The following is a 19,322-nucleotide window of genomic DNA, read 5'->3' as shown; positions in this document are numbered from 1 at the left end:
TCCTCAACCGCGATCTCGCAGAAGGGGTTGAGTGCCATTTTGACGTTGGCCAGATCCACGTCGGAGTTATCGGCCTTGACGCGTACCTTGACGTTGTAGTCGATGACGCGTTTTACGCTAACGAGTATTTTCATTGTCTAGATCCCTCCGGAACCCTGATCTGTTCTTTCATTATTAGCGCTGGTCAGCAGGGCGACCACCTCTGCGGGGATCGCCTTTGGTCTAATCCTGTCGCCTGATTGAGTCACCCAGACCCGTTTTTCATGGCACAGGATCGCCAGTTGTCCATCGCTTTTCAGTAATCGGTGCTCGATGTTGAAACTGGTTTTTCCAACCTCGGCTACCCGGGTTTCTATGCTGACCTTTTCGCCGTATCGCGATGGGATTTTGAAATCCGCATCGGTGTTAACCATCGGAAAACCGAGAATGTCGTGCTTTTTGCGCAGTTCGAACTTGTCGATGCCGGCGACCTTGAAAAGGTTGGCGGTGGATGCATCGAAAAACTCGAAGTAGCGCGGGTAAAACACAATCCCGGCGGGGTCGCAGTGACCCCATTCGATTGTCAGTTCGCGTTTTGCCTTTAACATTCAGCCTACTCCCTGCCGTCGCAGGATTACCTGCTGAGGATCATCACCTCATCGGAAGGCTGTTCGCTGTAGAGGTCTTTCACCAGGGCTTCGCGGTTTTTCAGCACCGCACGTTGGTTGATGGAGCCCTTATCGGTGACCTCGTTCAGGTCGATTGACGGAGCTTCTTCCAGCAGTCGCAGGCGGCGGATGCAGGTGGAGCTGCCGGTGGCAGTCTCTGCCATCTCGTTCAGCAGACGCTGGAAGGTTTCGCGTACACGCGGTGAGCGCAGCACTTCCAGATCAGACAGCTGGTCGCCATCGTGAATCAGCTTGCGGCAGTGGCCGATATCGGCAAATACCATGGCGGAGACGTAGTCGCGGTCGTGGCCAGCGATCACCACATCCTGAATGTACGGCGCAAAAAAGTGGATAATGTGCGCACGCAGTGTGCCCACGCTGACCCAAGTACCGGTATCCAGTTTGAAGTCTTCCGAAACGCGGCCGTCGAAACGGAAGCCACGGCTGGGGTTTTCCGGATCGATATATTTCACCGCATCGCCGAGGCAGTAGAAGCCTTCTTCGTCGAACGCCTTGGCGGTCTGCTCTTCGGCACGCCAGTAACCCGGAGTGACCGAGGATCCACGAACCCTGGCTTCCAGCTTGTCGCCATTGGGTACCAGCTTCAGCTCGATGCCCGGCAGCGGTGTGCCGATAACGCCGGAGGCACATTCTTCGATGGAGGCGAAGAGGGCTGCAGGTGCAGTTTCGGTAGCACCCAGGCCTGTGATCATGGGTACTTTCTTACCGGTGTGTTCGATCGCCAGCTCGTCAATGGCGTCCCAGATATGCTGGGACAGGCCCGCTGCCGCAAAGTGCATCAGCTGAAGACGGGAGAAGAACTTCTTCGCCACCTCAGGATGGGCGCGCAGCTCCTTGACCAGCAGTTCGTAACCCTTGGGCACGTTGAAATAGACGGTCGGCGCCACATCGGTCAGGTTTTTCAGGGTAACCCCGAACGCCTTGTGAGTGGGCTTGCCGTGGTCGATGTAGAGGCTGCCACCGTTGTAGAGGGCGATGCCGATATTGTGGTTGCCGCCGAAAGTGTGGTTCCACGGCAGCCAGTCGACCAGTACCGGTGGTTCTTCCTGCAGGAACTCCATCAGCGAGTTCATCATCACCTGGTTGGCGCAGATCATGCGCTGGGTGTTGATCACCGCCTTGGGCATGCCGGTGGAACCTGAGGTGAACATGAATTTGGCAATGGTGTCGCCGTTAGTGGCGTCACGGGCTGTATCAGCAGCGGCAGACGCTGGTGTATCCAGTACCTCTGAGAACAGGGTGACCGGGTTTTTCAGGCCATCGTCGCCGTGTTCTTTGGAGACGGCTACCAGCGGCAGGTCGGCTGGGATAACCGCATCGATCGCGTCGCGGAACGGGCCCAGGTTATCGACAAATACCAGGCCCGGCGTCAGCAGGTCGAAAACGTGACGCAGCTTGCCATAATCTGTGGAGATCAGTGAGTAGGCGGTGGAGATCGGTGAGTAGGGAACACCGATGTACTGGGAGCCCAAAGCCACCAGCAGGTGTTCAATGCTGTTGCCGGAAAGGCACATCACCGGACGCTCGGCGCTGAGATTTTTATCCAGCAGCCAGGCAGCGATGGATTTTACGCGCTCAAGCGTTTCACGGTAGGTCAGTTTTTCCCACTCACCCTCTTCGTTACGCTGGGCGACGAAGATGGCCTCAGGGGTTTTATCGGCCCAGTACTCAAGACGGTCGGTGATACGTACTGCATAGTCATCCAGAGGGCGAGGGCAGCGGACAACCTGTTCTCCATTGTCGCGATACTCTACTTCTACCCCAAAGTCGTGAACATTCACCGGATGAAAGTCGGCTAGCATAGTTGTTTCTCCCTCTCCGGCCGTTTTTTTTAGTTATCACGGCCGGAGGTTTAAGAATTTTTGTTTTTCTAATCTTTGCTGTCGCGCGCCGCTCAGAGATCGAAGCGGTAGCGACCCACACCCTGGTGTGCCTGTTTGAACGTCTTCAGCCCAGCTTCGATGTTGGGGACCGAATAGCTGAAGTAATACTCCGTCAGGGCGACCAGGTTGGTGTGGTAATCGGGGTCATCACCCTGGGCAATTTTGCCTTCCGCGGTCAGTGCGATATCGGCCAGCTGCCAGGCGCAGCACAGGGTGCCCAGCGCGTCCATAAAGGGAACGCCACCCGCATTCAGCTGCAGCAGGTCCGCATTATCCTTGTCGATGATCTGGCCGATCGCGGCGCGCATCAGGCTGGTCGCGCTGCTGAGCTGCTCGGCCAGTGAGGCGAGTGATTCGCTCTCGGCCAGTCGTGCAGCAACTGCATCGATATCTTCCAGCAGAGCAGTGAGGGCTGCTCCCTTATCAAGCTGAACCTTGCGGAATACCAGGTCGCGGGCCTGAATACCGGTGGTGCCTTCGTAAATGGTGTTGGCACGGGCATCGCGCATCAGCTGGGCAACGCCGGTCTCCTCAACAAAGCCCATGCCGCCAAAGATCTGGATGGTAGTGCCTGCCATCAGGTTACCGCGTTCGGTGGCGCAGCCCTTGAAAACCGGGGTCAGCAGGGCGATACGTGCTTTCAGTGCCTGGCTTTCCTCGGCCTCACACTGTTCGGACTTGTCGATCATCGCGGCGATCAGGTAGCCGAGTGAACGCAGCCCCATCACTTCCGAACGGATCGACAGCAGCATACGTGCGACATCCGGGTGGTTAGCGATCAGCGTGCGCTCACCGGTGCGGAAATCTGAGCCCTGGGTGCGTTCCTGGCTGTACTCCAGCGCCCGCTGGAAGCCTACTTCACCGAAGCCGACGCCTTGCATGCCGCAGCTCAGACGTGCTTCGTTCATCAGGATGAACATCGCCATCAGACCACGGTTTTCTTCACCGATCAGCTCGCCGTAGCAGGCATCGTTGTCGCCATAGCTGATGGAGCAGGTGGGGCTGCCGTGCAGGCCGGTTTTATGCTCGATACCGGTGCAGGCCACATCGTTGGATTCACCCACGGAACCGTCGGCTTCGATGCGGTACTTGGGTACGGCGAACAGCGAAATACCGCGGCTTCCGGCGGGTGCGTCGGGGGTACGGGCCAGCACGAAGTGGACGATGTTTTCGGTAAGATCGTGGTCACCGTAGGTGATAAAGATCTTCTGTCCCTTGATCAGGTAGCGGCCGTCACCCTGGGGGATCGCCTTAGTGGTCAAGGAGCCCAGGTCTGAGCCTGCATTAGGTTCGGTCAGAGCCATAGCCACTGTCCACTGCCCGGAGATCATTGGCTCCAGGTAGCGGGCTTTCTGCTCGTCGCTACCGAAGTGCAGAAGAATCTCGCTGCAACCCTGGGTCAGCGCATGGAACATGATGAAGCCCAGGTTTGCTGACAGCCACATCTCATTCACCGGCTGGGCGATAAACTTCGGCAGGGACTGGCCGCCGAACTCTTCCGGCAGTGCCAGCCCGGTCCAGCCGGACTCGGTGAACTGCTGGTAGGCTTCCTTCCAGCCGTCCGGGGTGATCACCTTGCCATCTTCAAAACGGCAGCCCTGGGTGTCGCCGACGCTGTTGAGCGGAGCCAGTTCGCCATTGGCAAACTTGCCCGCTTCGTCCAAAACCGCGCCGATCAGTTCGTCATCGAAATCGGCAAATTCGGGAAGATCGCGAACACCGGTGCGTTCCAGCGCATGCTGGAGCAACAGCTGCATATCTTTCAATGGTGCCTGATACAGACTCATGCTGAACTCCTTCGCTGCTTACTTGGCGGCCATGCGGATGGCGCCGTCGAGGCGGATCACCTCGCCGTTAAGCATGCGGTTTTCAATGATGTGCTGAGCCAGTGACGCAAACTCGTCCGGATTGCCGAGACGCTGCGGGAAGGGCACGGACTGACCGAGAGACTGCTGAACCTCTTCCGGCAGGACATCCATCATTGGGGTCTTGAAGATACCCGGTGCGATAGTCAGCACACGAATACCGAAACGGGCCAATTCGCGGGCGATCGGCAGGGTCATGGCGCAGACGCCGCCTTTGGAAGCGGAGTAGGCGGCCTGGCCGATCTGGCCGTCAAAGGCGGCCACGGAAGCGGTGTTGATGATGACGCCGCGCTCGTTGTCTTCACCTGGCTCGTTGTTCTGCATCTTGTCGGCAGCCAGACGGATCATGTTGAAAGTGCCCATCAGGTTGACGCGCAGGGCACGCTCAAAGGTACCCAGGCGGTGAGGACCTTCGCGACCAACAACACGCTCTGCACCCGGGATGCCGGCGCAGTTGACCAGGCCATTGATCGGGCCGAAGGCTTCAACGGCGCTGTCCATGCAGCTCTGTGCGGAGGCTTCGTCGGAGATATCGGTACGCTGGAAGCGAGCGCGCTCGCCCATGGAGGCAGCGACCTTCTCGCCGTTCTCTTCATTGATGTCGGCCAGGCTAACCTTGGCGCCAAGGGAGTGCAGACGGCGGGCTACAGCTTCGCCGATACCGGAGCTGGCGCCTGTGACGATGAAGTGGCGATCCTGAAAATTCATGCTCGGGTCCTCTTGTTATTCTGGCTAGGGGTACGGTTGTGTTGGGGCGTGTTATGACTTTTTGCGGTTAAGGAAGGCGTCGATACGCTCTTTCACTTCGCCGCTGCTCTGGGTGATACCGGTGATCAGGGATTCGGTATACAGACCGTCGTCGGCAGACATACTGTCGATGCGGGAGAGGCCGGTAGCCATGGCCCAGTTGGAGTAGCTGGAGTTAGTGGCGATGGTGGCAGCCAGCTCTTTGGCTTTTTCCAGTGCCGCGCCTTTCTCGACCACGTAGTGCGCCAGACCGAGACGCTCGCCTTCTTCCGCCTTCACGGTGCGGCCGGTCAGCATCATTTCGGTCATGCGGCTGGCGCCGATGACGCGGGCCACGTTCACGGAAGCCCCGCCACCGACGAAGATACCGTGACGGCCTTCCGGCAGACGGTAGAAGGTAGTTTCGTCAGAAACTCGCACGTGAGCGCAGATCGCCAGTTCCAGACCGCCGCCGATCACGGCGCCGTGCATGGCGGCAACCACCGGGATACCGGAGTTGCGGATATAGCTGAATACGCGGTGCCACATGCGTGAGTGTTGAACCACTTCGAACGGTTCGCGGGCGGTGTGCTCGGACAGGTCCAGGCCGGAGCAGAACTCGGGGCCGTTACCGGAGAACAGGATGACCTTCAGGCCCTGGGGCAGGTTACGGAACACATCTTCGATTTCGAGGCAGAGGGCATCGTTGATGGCGTTCTTCTTTTCAGGACGGTTCAGTGTCAGGTGGCCAATGCCGTCCTCGACCAAGAATGTCAGGTGACGATATTCACTCATGTGTTTTGCCTCTTCTTCTTTTTCTGGTTGATGGCTCGGGCTGTCCTTTGGATGCTCCCGACTAGCTCGAACCAGTCTTGTTTGTGTTGATAATAGTTGTAACTCACAACAAATGTTATTTCAAACAGTTTGTGCGGATATTTCGACTAAAGAATAGTTTGCACCGCTTATGTGGCCGTCCGGCCCTAAACGATGAACGCCACAGGCCGGAAACAGGTCCGGGCTGTGGCGCGTGTCCATGCGTTGGATCGGCTATCAGCGGTCGCTGACGTGGATAACCACCGCCATGCCCTGGTCGCCGCCGGCACAGCCGGTGAACAGGCCGTAACCGCCGCCCAGGATTACCAGTTCCTCGATCATCTCGATGATCGCGCGCATGCCGGTCGGTCCCTGGGGGTGACCCCAGATCATGGAGCAGCCGTAGTTGTTCATGTTCATCACGTCGACGCCGGTGGCCTTGGCAAAGGCGACGTCGTTCACGGCGAACGGGTTGTGAGTCTTGATCGCCTTGACCTCTTTCACATCGATGCCGGCCATTTTCAGCGCGTTGTTGGCAGCTTCAATGGGGGCTTCCGGCATGTGAGCCAGGTCGGTGCGGGACTGACCGAAGCCGCACACCTTGATGCGAATGCTGGCGTCGGTGGCGTAGGCCTGTGCCTTGTCGGCAGTGGTCAGCACCACAGAGGCGTTACCATCCGCCGGGTGGGTCATGTTGCCGAAGGTAACGACGCCGCCTTCGTTGACCGGGCGCAGCTTGGCCAGGCCCTCGGCGGTCATCGGGAAGACACCCTCGTCAGCGGTCAGAACGGCGGCCTCCTTGCGGAAGTTCGCGGCCGGCACGCTGAACGGCAGGGTCATGTAGCGTTTCTGGAACGCCTGATCGTCGGCCAGGGCAGCCTGGTACTGTTCATAGCGACGCAGGGCGACGGCATCCAGCTCTTCACGGGTGATGGCAAATTTCTTCGCCACGTTTTCACCGGTCTGGATCATGGAGTGACCGGCGATGGCGTCGTGCTGCATGTTATAGGTGACCTGGTCTTCCGACTGGCCATAACCACCGGGGCCGCCCGGTGCCGGGTAGTAGATGTGGGCACCGTTGGAGCAGCGGTCTGCCGTCAGTAGCAATGAGGTTTCAGCCATGCCCAGCGCGATTTCGGAGGCGCTGGCGAACAGGCCACGAACGCCGGTGGCGCAGACCTGGCTCAGCATATGGCCAGGGGTCTTGGTGGCGCCGATCTCGTAGAGCGGCCAGGGCGCGCCGTAGAACGACTGGTACTGGGCGTTGGTCATGCCCAGTACGCCGGAGTCAAAGCTGGTCGGATCGATATCGCGCTTGGCCAGTTCGCTCTTGGCGACCCAGGCGGCGAATTTCATCGCGTGCAGGTGCTGAAGGCTACCCTGCCACTTGGTGAACGGGGTGGACCAATAGGCGCCGTAGGGGATCTCAACGTTGTTCAGAGACATCTTTTCGCTCCTGTTATTTTTTCTGTAGCGATTATTCTGCGTCAGCCATGATCTGCTTCAGGCCACCCCAGGATTCCTGGAACAGCTCAATCGGCATGGTTTTAAGGTCGTCGGCGATCTGCGGACGGAAGTCCATGGCGGCCAAAACGTCCTTCTCCAGATCCAGACCCGGTGCGATTTCGGTCAGGGTGATGCCGCCTTCGCGCAGTTCGAACACGGCGCGCTCGGTGATGTAGACCACCGGCTGCTTGTTCTGCAAGGCGATATCGCCGCTGAAGGTGATCTGGTCTACGGACTCGACGAACTTCTTCGCTTTGCCTTCTTGAGTGATCTGCAGACCATCACTGCTGAACGCGAACTTGGCGCCAGCGGTCAGGGTGCCGCAGAACACCACTTTTTTGGCGGTCTGGGTGATGTTGATAAAGCCACCTGGGCCGACCACCTTGGGGCCGAACTTGCTGACGTTCAGGTTGCCCTTGGTATCTGCCTGGGCAAGGCCGAGGAAGGCGATATCCAGACCGCCGCCGTCATAGAAATCGAATTGGGCGTGATGTTCGATGATCGCGTCGGCGTTCCAGGCTGCGCCGAAGTCACCACCGGAAGCGGGGATGCCGCCGTAGGTGCCAAGCTCGGTGGTCAGGGTAAACTGCTTTACAACACCTTCTTCTGCAGCTACCGAGGCGATGCCGTCGGGCACGCCGATACCCAGGTTCACCAGGGTGTCAGGACGTAGCTCCATGGCGGCGCGGCGGGCGATCAGTTTGCGCTCGCTGAAAGCCATGGGCGGGATCGCACCCAGCGGGACACGGCTGTTACCGGCCAGGCCTGGGTTGTATTCGGTGGTGATGGTCTGCTTGTGGTTTTCCGGCTTCGCGACGACCACGTAGTCGACCAGCGCGCCCGGGATCTTCACATCTTTCGGGTGCAGGCTGTGGGCTTCGGCCAGGTGTTTGACCTGGGCGATAACGATACCGCCGGTGTTGTGCGCAGCCTGCGCCATCGGCAGGGCTTCGCTGATCTGCGCTTCCTCTTCTACGGTGAGGTTGCCGTTCTCGTCGGCGGTAGTCGCGCGGATGATCGCCACGTTCACCGGGAAGCTTTTATACAGCAGCCACTCTTCACCTTCGATCTCGATCAGCTTGACCATATCTTCAGTGGTCTTGTTGGTAACCTTGCCGCCCTGCAGGCGGGGGTCCACGTAGGTGCCCATGCCGACCTTGGTGATAACGCCCGGTTTGTGGCCGGCGATCTGGCGCCAGAGAGTAGCCAGCACGCCCTGGGGCAGCAGGTAGGCTTCGATTTTGTTGTCGGCAACCATCTGCGCCATCTTCGGCGCCTGGCCGGTATGGCCGCTGACCAGACGTTTGGTGAGGCCTTCGTAGGCGAGGTGAGCCATGCCGGCTTCCTGGCCGTTGCCGCAACCGCAGTCATGGACGGGGGTGATGTTCTTCGGTGAGCCGGTTTCGACAAAGCGCTTTTCCAGCGCCTGAGCGATCTCTTCGGCGAAGTAGGACATGCCGATGGTGGTCCAGGCGACGGTGTCACCATCGTTGATCAGGCCAGCGGCCTGGTCGGCGGTAATCAGTTTTTTCATCAACGAAACCTTTTTATTGTCGGGGTCGCCGCAGGGGGCGGGTGCGGGTTGTGATCGTTCGTATGATGTGGTTTATAGCGCTAATTGTTTAAGTGTGCAACTATTGTAAAGTCTAATCTAATCCTGGCCAAGGCTGTGGTAAGAAGATAGCCAAATACACAAATTGATACTAATAATAGTTTATGTATCAAACTAGTGTGTTTGTACCACGACACAGTCGGCGGACCTGTTCCTGGCTTTGAAAAAATAACAAGAGTGACGGATCTCACGTGAAAGCATCTGATAATCAAGCCCTTAAATTGGGCGAGGTCGATTTCGGCATCCTCAACGAGCTAACTGGATACTGGTTGCGCTGGGCCCAGCTCAACACCTACAAGAACATTCGCTGCTTTTTCTTCGATGAGTTTGATATCACCCCTGGCCTGTTTGGCGTGCTTGAGGTGGTTGGCTGCAATCCGGGTTTGACCCAGACGGCTGTTGCAAAGGCGATAGGCAACGATCGTTCGGCGATGGTGGCGATCGTCGATAAACTGGAGAAGCGCGGCCTCATAGAGCGCAAGCCCTCGGAAACCGATCGCCGTTCTAATGCGTTGTTCCTGACCAGTGCCGGCAAGGTGTTCCGCGACCGGGTGGCGGGGCGCGCCTGGGATCACAACGAAGAATTCTTCTCAATGCTGACGGCAGAAGAGCATCAGCAGTTTGTGGGGCTGTTAAAGCGTGTGGCGCTTGCCGGGCCATCTACCGAGGCGAAGCAGTGAAACGGCCGGGGCTTCGACTTATTGTTTATAGAAAAATATTTTAATTTTAAATATGTTTAGGTACTAAACAATAAGGCTTTGTAGCGAGAGCCTTAGCGCCAACCCAACCTGCTGGCAGCAAACGCCTCTCAAGTGGTGGATGCCGGTCGATAAAAATAAAAAGTGAGAGAACAGATGCATCTAAGAACAATAACGGCAGCGCTGGCGCTGTCGGTCGCTGGTTTGAGTACGCCGCTTCAGAGTTACGCAGCGGATGCGGAGTATACGTTCAAGCTGCATCACATGCTGCCACCCATGGCGATGCCACACGCCGAGTTTCTCGCCCCCTGGGCTGAGAAGATAGAACAGGAATCCAATGGGCGGATCGATATAGAGATCTACCCGGCGATGCAGCTCGGCGGGAAACCGCCCCATCTCTATGATCAGGCCCGTAAGGGGATTGTCGATATCAGCTGGACCGTAGGCGGCTATACCCCAGGGCGCTTCCCTAAAGCGACCGCGTTCGAGCTGCCGTTTATTCCGGCCAACGCTGAAGCCACCAGTATGGCGCTGCAGGAGTACGCCGAAGCGGAGATGGGTGACGAGCTGGGTGATGTCCATCTGTTGGCGATGCATACCCATGCCCCGGGCTCTCTGCACTCCCGCGAAAATCCTGTTCAGACAGGGACTGACCTGGACGGCACTAATTTCCGTGCGCCCAATAAGCTGATGGCGGAGGCGTTCTCCCCCTACGGCACCAACTCCGTGTTCATGCCGGTGACCCAGATGGCCAGCGCGCTGTCGAAGGGCGTACTCGATATCGCGGTGCTGCCGTTTGAAGTAGTAGCGTCGATGAAGATTCATCAGCTGGTGGAACATCACACCGAAATCCCGGGCGATCGCGGTCTCTACACCCAGTTCTTTATCTTCTCCATGAACAAAGACTCCTACGAGTCACTGCCGCCGGACCTGCAGAAGGTGATCGACGATAACTCCGGTATCGAGCTGGCAGGGCATATCGGCTCGCTGTTCGACAAGTATGAGGGCATCGCCCGCGAAGAAGCGGTGAAAGAGGAGAACAGCTTCTACGAGCTGAGTATGGACGAGCGCAACAGCTGGGAAAAGGCGATGCAGCCTGCGATCGAGGAGTGGAAGCAGCAGATGTCTGACGACGGATATGATGCCGAAGGACTTTATAACAAGGCGCAGATGTTAATCGAGAAATATGCCCTGCAGGCCAAGCAGTCCTGATAGGGTACGGTCGCTGCAGTGGTTCTGTGGCGCCTGAGAAAGAGGTTTCGGCAGCGCCAGACGGTGCCGAAACCCATTCAATTGAAGAGTACGTGAGCATCAGCTGCTTGGCGTCATGACCCTGTACCCCAGGTCGGAGTACGCTAAAGATCAGTAATTGGTGGAATGTATAAAAATTGAATAGATAATCTGTTGTACGGTTAAACAATTTATGTAATAACTATCAGGCATGGACATGTGTGTGTTCTGCACACCGTCTGAGTGCAATCGAGAACCGCAAAACAATAACAAGGTGCTGATCATGCGTATCAAAACACTTGCGGCAGCGGTAACGCTGTCAGTCGCAGGACTAACCCTGGCCTCTCCGAGTTTTTCTGCGGAAGCGGAATACACCTTCAAGCTGCACCACTTCCTCCCGCCGATGTCTATGGCTCATTCGAAGTTTCTCCAGCCTTGGGCTGAGAAGATCGAAGCGGAGTCAGACGGACGCATCGATATCGAACTCTTTCCGGCGATGCAGCTTGGTGGTAAACCGCCTCAGCTGTTCGACCAGGCGCGTAAGGGTATTGCCGATATCACCTGGACCGTAGGTGGCTACACTCCGGGCCGCTTCCCCAGCGCCAGTGTCTTCGAACTGCCGTTTATGCCGTCCAGCGCTGAAGCGACCAGCATGGCGATCCAGGAGTATGCGGAAAAAGAGATGGCCGATGAGCTGAGTGATGTTCATCTGCTGGCCATGCACACCCATGCCCCAGGCTCCCTGCACGCCCGTGAAACCGAAATTAAAACCGGTGCCGACCTGGATGGCATGAAGCTGCGTGCCCCCAACAAGGTAATGGCCGAGGCGTTCTCTACCCTGGATGCCAGTCCTGTATTTATGCCGGTTCCGCAGATGCCGAGCGCACTTTCCAAGGGCGTTCTCGACGTGGCGGTTCTGCCGTTTGAGGTGGTTGCTCCGCTGAAAATCCATGAGTTGGTCAAGCATCACACCGAAATCCAGGGTGAGCGTGGCCTCTATGCGCAGTTCTTCCTGTTCACCATGAACAAGGATGCGTATGAGTCGCTGCCGCCGGATCTGCAGAAGGTGATCGACGATAACTCCGGCCTCGAGCTGGCGGGCCATATCGGCAGCCTGTTTGATGAGTACGAAGCGGTAGGTCGTGAGGCTGCTGTGAACCAGGGCAACAGTTTCTACACCCTGAGCGAAGAGGAAACCGCGAACTGGAAGCAGGCGATGCAGCCGGTCACCGATGAATGGATCGAGGACACCGAAGACGGCCAGCGTCTGTATGACGAAGCGGTTGAGCTGATCAAGAAATATGAAGCGCAGGTTAGCAAAGAGTCATGAGTGCTAATACGCCGAATCAATCTGCCGGCCAGGATGCTGTCGGCAGGGGATTGGCATGGGTATCCCGCCAGTTTGCGCTGGTGGGAGGCCTGATCATGCTGGCGCTGGCAACGATGACTGTTGTCAGCATCATTGGGCGTGCCACGATCGGGGTATCGGTCGAGGGCGACTATGAGCTGGTTGAATTGGGTCTGGCCGCTGCCGTTTTCCTGTTTTTGCCGGAATGCTATCTCAAGCAGGGTCATGTGGTCGTGGATCTTTTTACGGCTGGATGTAAGCCCTCGACACTGAGAATTCTGGACAAGGTTGCCGATGTACTGTTCCTGATCGTGGCTGTGGTACTCGCCTGGCGTCTGACCGTTAGCGGGTTTGAGTCACGGGACTATTTTGAACAGACGATGATCCTGAGTATGCCGATGTGGTGGGTCTACGCGGTCGGTGTGATCTGCATGGTGCTGATGGGGCTTTGCAGTCTGCACAAGTTGGTCTTCTTCTGGGGGCAGCCTAAATGAGTGATATACAGCTTGCCTTCATGATGATGGCACTGCTTCTGGTGCTGATGGGGTTCCGTATACCCATCGCACTGTCGATGCTGGGATGCGGCGCACTGGGGTACACCCTGCTGGCGGGCGCTCCGGCTCTGCTTGAATATCTGGGGACCGCACCGGTCGCCAAGTTTTCCACCTACGACCTGTCCGTGGTGCCGCTGTTTCTGCTGATGGGGGAACTGGCCACCCGTGCGGGGATTACAGCCGAGCTGTTCCGCACCTGTAACAAGTGGGTCGGTCATATGAAAGGTGGCCTGGCCATGGCCGCGGTGTCTGGCTGTGCGGCCTTCGGCGCGATCTGCGGCTCCTCCCTGGCGACTGCCTCCACTATGGGTAAGGTGGCGCTGCCGGAGATGAAGCGTCTGAACTATGCCGGTGGACTGTCGGCGGGCTGTCTCGCCGCGGGTGGTACGCTGGGTATTCTGATTCCGCCGTCCATGGTGCTGATCATCTTCGCCGTGTTGACCGAACAGAATATCTCCAAGATGTTTATCGCCGCCTTTGTACCCGGTTTCCTGGCGGCCTTCGGTTACATCCTGGCGATCGCCATCTATGTGCGCCTGTTCCCGAATAGTGGTCCCCGTGGTGAAAAAACTACCTGGGGGGAGAAGCTGCGTTCCACCAAAGACGTTTGGCATATCTCGGTCATCTTTGTGATCGTGCTGGGCGGTATTTACCTGGGCTTCTTCACGCCGACGGAAGCGGCGGCGGTCGGCGTTGTGCTGACCGCGGTGCTGGCGTTTACCCATGGCAAAATGAAGTTTGATGCCTTCAAGGAGAGCCTGATTAAAACGGCGATCTCCACGGCCATGATCTTCTTTATCGTCTTTGGTGCGGATCTGTTCAGTGTCTTTATCGCGCTGTCTCAGCTGCCGCAGGCCGGGGTTGAGCTGATCGAGAACTCTGGGCTGTCGCCGTATACCATCCTGATCCTGATGTTGCTGACCTACCTGGTACTGGGTTGCTTCCTGGACAGTCTGGCGATGATCCTGCTGACCATTCCGATCTACTTCCCGATCATCATGTCGATGGACTTCGGTCTGCCGGCGGCAGATGTTGGGATCTGGTTTGGCATCCTGGCGCTGGTGGTGGTTGAGGTTGGCCTGATCACACCACCGGTGGGAATGAACGTATTCATTATCAAATCGTTCGATCCTTCGCTGCCGATGAAAGACTGCTTCAAGGGTGTGGTGCCTTTCCTGATGTCGGATATCGTCCGTGTTGGACTGCTAGTGGCATTCCCGCCGATTACCCTGGCTTTGGTTCATCTGCTTTCGTAGTGGATGCCCATCCCTAGCGACAATTAAAACCTCGTGTCGCCCTTCAGGGGGAGCTTTTAGCTCCCCCTTTTTTGTGCCGGGGTTCAGGGCTGTTTTTTGCCGCTTTTGCTTTGCAGGAAACTAATGGACTTGTGCTGAAAATTTATATGTTTAAACTTAAACAGTTGAGACTGAGATATATGATTTTTATGCCTATCTGAAGGCACGGAGGTGGGATGAACGGCTCAAACGGGGCAGCAGACGATATCAATTTTGGTGCATTGGGCGAAATGTTGGGCTACCGGCTCAGACGTGCTCAGCTTACATTCTTCAGCAATTTCGCTGCCGTTTGCTCTGACCTGGGTGTCAGCCCTGGTCTGTTTGGCGTTCTTTCCATCGCCAAGGAAAACCCCGGCCTGACACAGACCGCTGTTGCCCAGGCGCTGGGCAATGATCGTTCCGCCATGGTGGCTGCGGTCGACAAGCTGGAACAGCTGGATCTGATTGAACGGCGTCCCTCCAAGCGTGACCGTCGTTCCTACGCGCTCTATCTGACCGAGCACGGCCAGGAGTTCTATAAAGAACTGGTCGATCGTGTGATCAAGCATGAAGAGAAGCTCTGCGAACGGCTCAAGCCCGGTGAAAAGGAGCAGCTGGTTGAAGTGCTGGGGCGCTTTTCCAGCTGATCGCTTGTTGCTGAGATAAAAGCCCACTGCATACTCGGCAGGGCGCTTGCGGTAACGGGAGTCTTAGGACTCCCGTTTTTGTTGTCGCTCTTAAACCACCTCCTATGGAGGTGGTGATCGTTTAGTTGAGGCTATGCCTTTCTCGTGCAATATCGATAACGGGGCTCGATGTCTCATGGCTATCTGAGCGCGGCAATCCATCCCCTTTGGCGCAGGGAAGTCGGCGTAGCCGACCAAGCCTTAGGGGCGGTTTGGGATTGCAAAGGGACTTGCTTAGCAACGAAAGCCGCACAAGTCTCTTTGCTCGGCAGCAGCCGAAACCGGCCTAAAAAAGGATTCGGATGTGTGTGATCCCGGCATTCGTCGTTAGGTTTATCCAGGCTCTCTTATAGGGAACTTGATGCAAAGCCACCTGCTATGCAGGTGGATTTTTACTTCCCCTTCATTTCGACCGTTGATTGCTTCAAACAGGCTCAGGACATCGGATGTCCGTGGCACTCCTCAAGCGCTGATAGAAACTCCTGTACCAAACGGGTCGGCGCCGGCGATTTGCGATACAGCGCGGCAAACTCACAGTGGTAATTGAAGCCACCCTGGGAAAGCCGGCGCATCTTGCCAAAGCGGACGAAGCGTTCCGCGTAGTGATCGGGCAGAAAGCCTATATAGGCGCCGGAGCGGATCAGCGTGGCGATCCCTTCCTGATCGTTGGCAACGGCGCTTTTCTCCAGCCCATGCTCGCGCGTGGTTTCCATATTAGGGCTGTGAAAACTGAGGCCGGCATAGCGTTGCCGGCGTATCTCTTCCCCGGTAGCGCTGTCGGCCCGGTCAAACAGGGGATGGCCCTCGCCGCAGTAGAGGTACATCTGCTCGCCAAACAGCGGGATATATTTCAGGCTGCTGGAGGAGCGGTGGGTCGGGATTACGCCCACATGATAGCGGCCGTCGAGAACACCTTTCTCGATCAGGTTCACCGGTACCACATGAATATCGATCTGTACTTCCGGCGCTTGGGAGATAAAGCGGTTGATTGCGGCTGGTACCTGACACTCCGGGTTACTCACCGTTTTATCGAACATGGCGATTGATAGCTGCCCTTGCAGAGTCCGGTGCATATCGTTCACCTGGTGACGGAACTCCTCGATAGAGGTCACCAGCCGTTGCGCATACTCGTAGATCTGCAGTCCTTCCTGGGTCATTGAGAAGCCGCCTCGACCGCGCCGGCAAAGCGTCATCCCAAGGCGAATCTCCAGGTCTTTCAGGTGGCGGCTGATAGTGGAGCGGCCGATATTCAGTTCCAGTTCGGCGGCGCTCAAACCGCCAGCTTCAACCACCGCCATATAGATTCTCAGCAGGCGGATATCCGCGTCGGTCAGGTTCCCCAGGAGTGCTCGCATCGACAGTCTCTTAATGTTTCGTGATGGTGAAAGTTTATTTCGATAAGTTGTAATTTATCAAACATAAACGCTTGTCTACAGTGCTCCCATCATTCTCATTGCCCATTAACGATTTCGGGAATTAAACGATGAACCAGGCAGAACTTGCAGGGGTTACTCAGGCCCAGCTCGACGCATACTGGATGCCCTACACATCCAACCGTGAATTCAAGGCCGATCCGCGCATTATCACCGCGGCGGATGGTGGCTACCTGATTGACGCGGAAGGTCGCAGGATTCTTGATGGCCTGTCTGGTCTGTGGACCTGTGGCCTGGGTCATAACCGCCCCGAGATCCAGGAAGCGGTTGCCAAGCAGCTGGGTGTGCTCGACTACGCGCCGGCATTTCAGTACGGCCACCCACTGGCATTCCAGCTGGCCGAGAAGGTGGCCAACCTGGCGCCCGAAGGTCTGAACAAGGTGTTCTTCACCAACTCGGGTTCCGAGTCTGCCGACACTTCCACCAAGATCGCCCGTGCTTACTGGCGTCAGAAAGGCCAGGCCACCAAGACCCGTATTATCGGTCGTGCCAAGGGTTATCACGGTGCCAGCTGGGGCGGTATCAGCTTCGGCGGTATCGGCGGCAACCGTAAGCTTTGGGGCCAGGCGATGGAGTCTGATCACCTGAATCACACCTGGCGTCCGGATATGGCGTTCACCAAGGGGATGCCGCAGCACGGTGCCGAGTTTGCCGATGAGCTCGAAGACCTGGTGACCCTGCACGATGCGTCCAATATCGCTGCCGTGATGGTGGAGCCGTTCTCCGGTTCAGCCGGTGTGATCATTCCGCCGGTAGGCTATTTGAAACGTCTGCGTGAGATCTGCGACAAGCACAACATCCTGCTGATCTTTGACGAGGTAATCACCGGCTTCGGCCGTGCTGGCGCCATGTTCGGTGCAGACGCCTTTGGTGTGGTGCCGGATATGATCAACGTGGCCAAACAGATTACCAACGGTGCGATTCCCATGGGGGCCGTGATCGCCAAGGATGAGATCTACGATGCGTTCATGGAAGCGGGCGGCCCGCACTACAACGTGGAACTGCCGCACGGCTACACGTACTCCGGCCATCCGGTTGCCTGTGCTGCGGGTCTGGCGGCGCTGGATGTACTGGAAAAAGAACAGCTGATCCCGCGTGTTGCCGAAATGGCGCCGATCTTTGAAGAGAAGATCCACAGCCTCAAGGGCAGCAAGCACATCACCGATATCCGTAACTACGGTTTCGCTGCGGGTCTGACCATCGCGCACAAGCCGGGCGAGCCTGCCCGTCGTCCTTGGGAGATCGCCATGGAGTGCTGGAAGAAAGGTCTCTACGTCCGTTATGGTGCTGATACCCTGCAGTTGGGTCTGCCGTTTATCATCGAAACCGATGAAATGGACCAGATCGTCAATATCCTGGGTGATGCCATTAACAGCGCCGACTGAGTCGGCGCGCCTGGCGCTTAAATAGCCAGGGCAGAGCGAACAGATACGTATAAAGCTGCTTCAGCGTAAGCAATTTCATATAAGAGTTAACAGAGCGACAGGAGAAACAGGGTGACTAACATAGTCGGACATTTGATCGGTGGCGAACCCGTCCTCACCGGTGGCCGTACACAGCCCATCTACAACCCCTCAACTGGCGAACAGTGTGGCGCGGTCGAACTGGCCAGCGTTGAAACTGTAGAACAGGCTATCGCCAACGCCGCTGCCGCTTATCCCGCCTGGCGCAACACGCCGCCGGCGAAGCGTGCCCAGGTGATGTTCCGTTTCAAAATGCTGCTGGAAGAGAAGGCAGACGAGATCTGCGAACTGATCAGCACCGAGCACGGTAAGGTTCTGCATGATGCCCGTGGTGAGCTGCAGCGCGGTATCGAAAACGTCGAATTTGCCTGCGGTATCCCGCAGCTGCTGAAAGGCGAACACAGCAAGAACGCTGGCCCGAATATCGATAGCTGGAGCGAGTTCCAGCCGCTGGGCGTGGTTGCCGGTATCACCCCGTTCAACTTCCCGGCCATGGTGCCGCTGTGGATGTGGCCTGCCGCGGTTGCCTGCGGTAACACCTTTGTGCTGAAGCCGTCCGAGCGTGATCCCAGCAGCGTGCTGAAGATCGCTGAGCTGGCGCTGGAAGCCGGCCTGCCGAAGGGCGTACTGAACGTGGTCAACGGTGACAAGGAAGCGGTGGATACCCTGCTGCACTCCGACACCGTACAGGCGGTGAGCTTTGTCGGCTCGACCCCGATTGCCGAGTACATCTACTCTGAAGCAGCCAAGAACGGTAAGCGTTGCCAGGCACTGGGCGGTGCCAAGAACCATTCCGTGCTGATGCCGGATACCGATCTGGAAAACGCCGTTAACGCCATGATGGGCGCCGCTTACGGTTCCTGCGGTGAGCGCTGCATGGCGCTGTCTGTAGCGGTTACCGTGGGCGATGAAATCGCCGACAAGCTGGTAGCATCGCTGAAAGAGCAGATCGCTGGCTTGAAAGTGGGTTCCGGTCTCGATAACAGCAACGAAATGGGTCCGCTGATCACTGCCGACGCGCAGAAAAAGGTCAAAGGCTATATCGATGCGGGTGTTGAGCAGGGCGCCGAGCTGGTCGTCGATGGTCGCGATCTGGTGGTACCGGGTCATGAAAACGGCTACTTCGTGGGCGCGACCCTGTTCGACAAGGTCACCACGGATATGAGCATCTACACCGACGAGATTTTCGGCCCGGTGCTGGCGGTTGTCCGTGTGGACACGCTGGAAGAGGCGATCAAACTGATCAACGACCACGAATACGGTAACGGTACCTGCATCTTCACCCGTGACGGCGAAGCGGCACGCTACTTCACCGACAATATTCTGGTCGGCATGGTGGGCGTTAACGTTCCGCTGCCGGTGCCTGTTTCCTACCACAGCTTTGGTGGCTGGAAGCGTTCCCTGTTTGGCGATCTGAGCGCCTACGGCCCGGATGCGGTGCGTTTCTACACCCGTCGCAAGACCATCACCCAGCGCTGGCCGTCCAGTGGTGTGCGTGAAGGCGTGGTGTACTCTTTTCCTAGCTAATTAGCAGGAATAGAAGGGCAATAGCGGCGTAAAGCC

At 57.3% G+C, this 19,322-nt stretch carries 16 protein-coding genes and 1 pseudogene; 8 read left to right on the top strand and 9 right to left on the bottom strand.

The features are described 5' to 3' along the window. The 8 genes and pseudogenes from CLV83_RS22820 to CLV83_RS21860 all read right to left on the bottom strand — a co-directional run. Positions 1-134 (bottom strand): annotated as a pseudogene (locus CLV83_RS22820) (electron transfer flavoprotein subunit beta/FixA family protein); the annotation flags it as partial. Between the two features lie 3 nt (positions 135-137). Further along, positions 138-587, bottom strand: a complete 450-nt coding sequence (locus CLV83_RS21890) for an acyl-CoA thioesterase (RefSeq protein WP_132297958.1) — start codon at positions 585-587, stop codon at positions 138-140. A gap of 26 nt (positions 588-613) precedes the next feature. Further along, complete coding sequence (locus tag CLV83_RS21885; RefSeq protein WP_132297956.1) at positions 614-2,470, bottom strand: feruloyl-CoA synthase; 1,857 nt, start codon at positions 2,468-2,470, stop codon at positions 614-616. A 92-nt stretch (positions 2,471-2,562) separates the two neighbouring features. Then, positions 2,563-4,338 carry an acyl-CoA dehydrogenase gene (locus CLV83_RS21880; RefSeq protein ID WP_132297954.1) on the bottom strand — a complete coding sequence of 592 codons (1,776 nt, stop codon included), beginning with the start codon at positions 4,336-4,338 and terminating at the stop codon, positions 2,563-2,565. A gap of 18 nt (positions 4,339-4,356) precedes the next feature. Further along, positions 4,357-5,124: a 3-hydroxyacyl-CoA dehydrogenase gene (locus CLV83_RS21875; protein ID WP_132297952.1), complete on the bottom strand. Its 768-nt coding sequence runs from the start codon at positions 5,122-5,124 to the stop codon at positions 4,357-4,359. A gap of 51 nt (positions 5,125-5,175) precedes the next feature. Further along, positions 5,176-5,937, bottom strand: coding sequence for a crotonase/enoyl-CoA hydratase family protein (locus tag CLV83_RS21870; protein WP_132297950.1), 762 nt, complete (start codon positions 5,935-5,937; stop codon positions 5,176-5,178). Positions 5,938-6,192: 255 nt separating this feature from the next. After that, complete coding sequence (locus CLV83_RS21865; protein WP_132297948.1) at positions 6,193-7,401, bottom strand: thiolase family protein; 1,209 nt, start codon at positions 7,399-7,401, stop codon at positions 6,193-6,195. A gap of 31 nt (positions 7,402-7,432) precedes the next feature. Continuing rightward, the gene (locus CLV83_RS21860) at positions 7,433-8,995 is read right to left on the bottom strand and encodes an acyl CoA:acetate/3-ketoacid CoA transferase (RefSeq protein WP_132297946.1); all 1,563 of its coding nucleotides are present in this window, start codon (positions 8,993-8,995) and stop codon (positions 7,433-7,435) included. A 269-nt stretch (positions 8,996-9,264) separates the two neighbouring features. Here CLV83_RS21860 and CLV83_RS21855 point away from each other — a divergent pair, with 269 nt between their 5' ends. From CLV83_RS21855 to CLV83_RS21830, 6 genes are all read left to right on the top strand, one after another. After that, on the top strand, positions 9,265-9,753 hold the full coding sequence (locus CLV83_RS21855) for a MarR family winged helix-turn-helix transcriptional regulator (protein ID WP_132297944.1): 489 nt from the start codon (positions 9,265-9,267) through the stop codon (positions 9,751-9,753). A gap of 174 nt (positions 9,754-9,927) precedes the next feature. Next, positions 9,928-10,983 (top strand): TRAP transporter substrate-binding protein, encoded by a 1,056-nt coding sequence (locus CLV83_RS21850; RefSeq protein WP_132297942.1) that lies wholly within the window; start codon positions 9,928-9,930, stop codon positions 10,981-10,983. Positions 10,984-11,284: 301 nt separating this feature from the next. Beyond that, positions 11,285-12,331 (top strand): TRAP transporter substrate-binding protein, encoded by a 1,047-nt coding sequence (locus CLV83_RS21845; protein ID WP_132297940.1) that lies wholly within the window; start codon positions 11,285-11,287, stop codon positions 12,329-12,331. After that, on the top strand, positions 12,328-12,843 hold the full coding sequence (locus CLV83_RS21840; protein ID WP_132297938.1) for a TRAP transporter small permease: 516 nt from the start codon (positions 12,328-12,330) through the stop codon (positions 12,841-12,843). Before CLV83_RS21845 ends, CLV83_RS21840 begins: the two co-directional genes overlap by 4 nt. Beyond that, positions 12,840-14,159: a TRAP transporter large permease gene (locus tag CLV83_RS21835; protein ID WP_132297936.1), complete on the top strand. Its 1,320-nt coding sequence runs from the start codon at positions 12,840-12,842 to the stop codon at positions 14,157-14,159. Before CLV83_RS21840 ends, CLV83_RS21835 begins: the two co-directional genes overlap by 4 nt. 215 nt (positions 14,160-14,374) lie before the next feature. Beyond that, complete coding sequence (locus tag CLV83_RS21830; RefSeq protein ID WP_132297934.1) at positions 14,375-14,824, top strand: MarR family winged helix-turn-helix transcriptional regulator; 450 nt, start codon at positions 14,375-14,377, stop codon at positions 14,822-14,824. A 473-nt stretch (positions 14,825-15,297) separates the two neighbouring features. Here the strand turns inward: CLV83_RS21830 and CLV83_RS21825 are convergent, their stop codons facing one another. Continuing rightward, positions 15,298-16,218, bottom strand: a complete 921-nt coding sequence (locus CLV83_RS21825; RefSeq protein WP_132297932.1) for a LysR family transcriptional regulator — start codon at positions 16,216-16,218, stop codon at positions 15,298-15,300. 128 nt (positions 16,219-16,346) lie between these two features. Between CLV83_RS21825 and aptA the strand changes: the two genes are divergently transcribed. Together aptA and CLV83_RS21815 are read left to right on the top strand one after the other, a co-directional pair. After that, on the top strand, positions 16,347-17,681 hold the full coding sequence (gene aptA, locus CLV83_RS21820) for an omega-aminotransferase AptA (RefSeq protein ID WP_132297930.1): 1,335 nt from the start codon (positions 16,347-16,349) through the stop codon (positions 17,679-17,681). Positions 17,682-17,792: 111 nt separating this feature from the next. After that, positions 17,793-19,286, top strand: coding sequence for a CoA-acylating methylmalonate-semialdehyde dehydrogenase (locus CLV83_RS21815; protein ID WP_132297928.1), 1,494 nt, complete (start codon positions 17,793-17,795; stop codon positions 19,284-19,286). Positions 19,287-19,322 lie beyond the last annotated feature (36 nt).

The sequence above is a fragment of the Marinobacterium mangrovicola genome, from assembly GCF_004339595.1.
GTDB lineage: Bacteria > Pseudomonadota > Gammaproteobacteria > Pseudomonadales > Balneatricaceae > Marinobacterium_D > Marinobacterium_D mangrovicola.
This window is presented reverse-complemented; position numbering and strand designations above follow the sequence as displayed.

What these genes read in the sequence shown, in the direction of transcription:
- CLV83_RS21890 (WP_132297958.1), bottom strand. Translation starts at nt 587, where the DNA reads ATGTTAAAGGCAAAACGCGAACTGACAATCGAATGGGGTCACTGCGAC.
- CLV83_RS21885 (WP_132297956.1), bottom strand. Translation starts at nt 2,470, where the DNA reads ATGCTAGCCGACTTTCATCCGGTGAATGTTCACGACTTTGGGGTAGAA.
- CLV83_RS21880 (WP_132297954.1), bottom strand. Translation starts at nt 4,338, where the DNA reads ATGAGTCTGTATCAGGCACCATTGAAAGATATGCAGCTGTTGCTCCAG.
- CLV83_RS21875 (WP_132297952.1), bottom strand. Translation starts at nt 5,124, where the DNA reads ATGAATTTTCAGGATCGCCACTTCATCGTCACAGGCGCCAGCTCCGGT.
- CLV83_RS21870 (WP_132297950.1), bottom strand. Translation starts at nt 5,937, where the DNA reads ATGAGTGAATATCGTCACCTGACATTCTTGGTCGAGGACGGCATTGGC.
- CLV83_RS21865 (WP_132297948.1), bottom strand. Translation starts at nt 7,401, where the DNA reads ATGTCTCTGAACAACGTTGAGATCCCCTACGGCGCCTATTGGTCCACC.
- CLV83_RS21860 (WP_132297946.1), bottom strand. Translation starts at nt 8,995, where the DNA reads ATGAAAAAACTGATTACCGCCGACCAGGCCGCTGGCCTGATCAACGAT.
- CLV83_RS21850 (WP_132297942.1), top strand. Translation starts at nt 9,928, where the DNA reads ATGCATCTAAGAACAATAACGGCAGCGCTGGCGCTGTCGGTCGCTGGT.
- CLV83_RS21845 (WP_132297940.1), top strand. Translation starts at nt 11,285, where the DNA reads ATGCGTATCAAAACACTTGCGGCAGCGGTAACGCTGTCAGTCGCAGGA.
- CLV83_RS21840 (WP_132297938.1), top strand. Translation starts at nt 12,328, where the DNA reads ATGAGTGCTAATACGCCGAATCAATCTGCCGGCCAGGATGCTGTCGGC.
- CLV83_RS21835 (WP_132297936.1), top strand. Translation starts at nt 12,840, where the DNA reads ATGAGTGATATACAGCTTGCCTTCATGATGATGGCACTGCTTCTGGTG.
- CLV83_RS21830 (WP_132297934.1), top strand. Translation starts at nt 14,375, where the DNA reads ATGAACGGCTCAAACGGGGCAGCAGACGATATCAATTTTGGTGCATTG.
- CLV83_RS21825 (WP_132297932.1), bottom strand. Translation starts at nt 16,218, where the DNA reads ATGCGAGCACTCCTGGGGAACCTGACCGACGCGGATATCCGCCTGCTG.
- aptA (WP_132297930.1), top strand. Translation starts at nt 16,347, where the DNA reads ATGAACCAGGCAGAACTTGCAGGGGTTACTCAGGCCCAGCTCGACGCA.